Here is a 1,481-nt window from a genome sequence, read left to right on the forward strand (position 1 = left end):
TCATAAACTTTGTGTGGCAGCAGGGACATCGTGGGAGCCTTCGCACGAGAGCGCAGATGAGTTCAGCCCGGATGGTGGCGATCGACTGGGCGACGTGACGTTCGGGACGAATGGGCGCGGCCATAGGGGCCGCCCGCCTTTGAGGGGCGTGGCGCTGCTTTGCGGATCGCGAGGCGGACGGGCGCTGAGGGGGAAAACCGGCTCCGCTCGGAGACCAGGAACCCGTAAGCCGCAATGCACAGGGTGGCGTGGTGATGGAACCCGCGCCAGCCCCGCCCCTCAAAGTGTCCCAGACCGATCTCCTGCTTGAGTTCCTGATAATCCCGCTCAATGCGCCAGCGCAGTTTCGCCAGATCAACAAGGTCCCGCAGGACGGTGTTGGCCGGCAGGGTCGAGAGCCAGTACTTGGTCGGCCGCTTCTCGCCTTCAGGCCATTCGATCAGACACCATTCCTCTGGCCGCAGGCTCGCGCGCCAATAGTCGCGGTGCGCCGGCCGAACGCGCACGGCCGCAAAGCGCGACGTCAGCGGAGCCTTGGAGCCTTCCCGCCACGTGACCACGTGCCAAGCGCTTCGAGGCAGATCTTTCGCTAACTTCAGCGCGGAGACCGGCTTATGCTGAGCGTCCCGCCGCAACAGTGTGGGCGGACGCCCGCGCCCGCTCCAGGGCTGCGGCGGCAGGGGCGCGGTGCCGGGCGCCCACAGGCTTGTGCTCGACGCAATGCCAACGATATAGGTCAGGCCCATTGTGGTCAGCGCCGTGCGAAACGCCGTCTCAGAGCCATAGCCGGCATCCGCCAGCACCACCGCTGGAGACACCCCCGCCAGCAGCGCCGCCCGGATCTGAGCGAGTGCGATGGTGGGTTTGCTGCGAAACCGGATCGGATCCGGTACGCCGGCCTTGATCCGCCGCTTGGGATCCAGCGCCCACTCCTTGGGCAGATAAAGCTGATAGGCGATCGGCAGGCTTGCGTGAGCGTTGGCCAGTGACAGGCTCACAGCGACCTGACAGCTGTCCGGCTTGCCCAACTGTCCGCAGTATTGCCGGGCCACTCCAACCGAATGGGTGCCCTTCTTGGGAAAGCCGGTGTCATCGACGATCCAGGCGCGGATGGCACCATGCCGTTCGATGACGGGCAACACCTGCTCGCGCACGCTCGCCAGCAGGATCTCATCCGACCACTCGGCCTGCGCCACGAGATGATGCAGGGATTGGTGGGCCGCCTGGGCGCGGTCGGGAGCGAGCCGGGCCGCCATGGGCTCGATGCTCTTGCGTTCACCCGGCAGGAGGAGCCCGGTACAGTAGGCCTGCATCGGGGCAATCCGATCGGCATGGCCGAGCCCTTCTGCAAGGGCATCAACATACGCGGCAAACCGCGCCTCGCGCGTCTCTGATGGGATAGGAAGGTTCATCACACGCCCTCCGTATGATGGCTCTTCCGACTATACCTCGATCCGTCAGCTTATGACACAGTAGTACTA

The 1,481-nt window shown here is 65.2% G+C and carries 1 protein-coding gene; it reads right to left on the reverse strand.

Going from position 1 to position 1,481, the window contains the following annotated elements; all coding sequences use genetic code 11:
* Positions 1 to 62 precede the first annotated feature (62 nt).
* Positions 63 to 1,412 carry an IS701 family transposase gene (locus tag JKL46_RS34735; protein ID WP_201843003.1) on the reverse strand — a complete coding sequence of 450 codons (1,350 nt, stop codon included), beginning with the start codon at positions 1,410 to 1,412 and terminating at the stop codon, positions 63 to 65.
* Positions 1,413 to 1,481: the final 69 nt, after the last annotated feature.

It is taken from the genome of Microvirga zambiensis WSM3693, from assembly GCF_016735695.1.
Lineage (GTDB): Bacteria > Pseudomonadota > Alphaproteobacteria > Rhizobiales > Beijerinckiaceae > Microvirga > Microvirga zambiensis.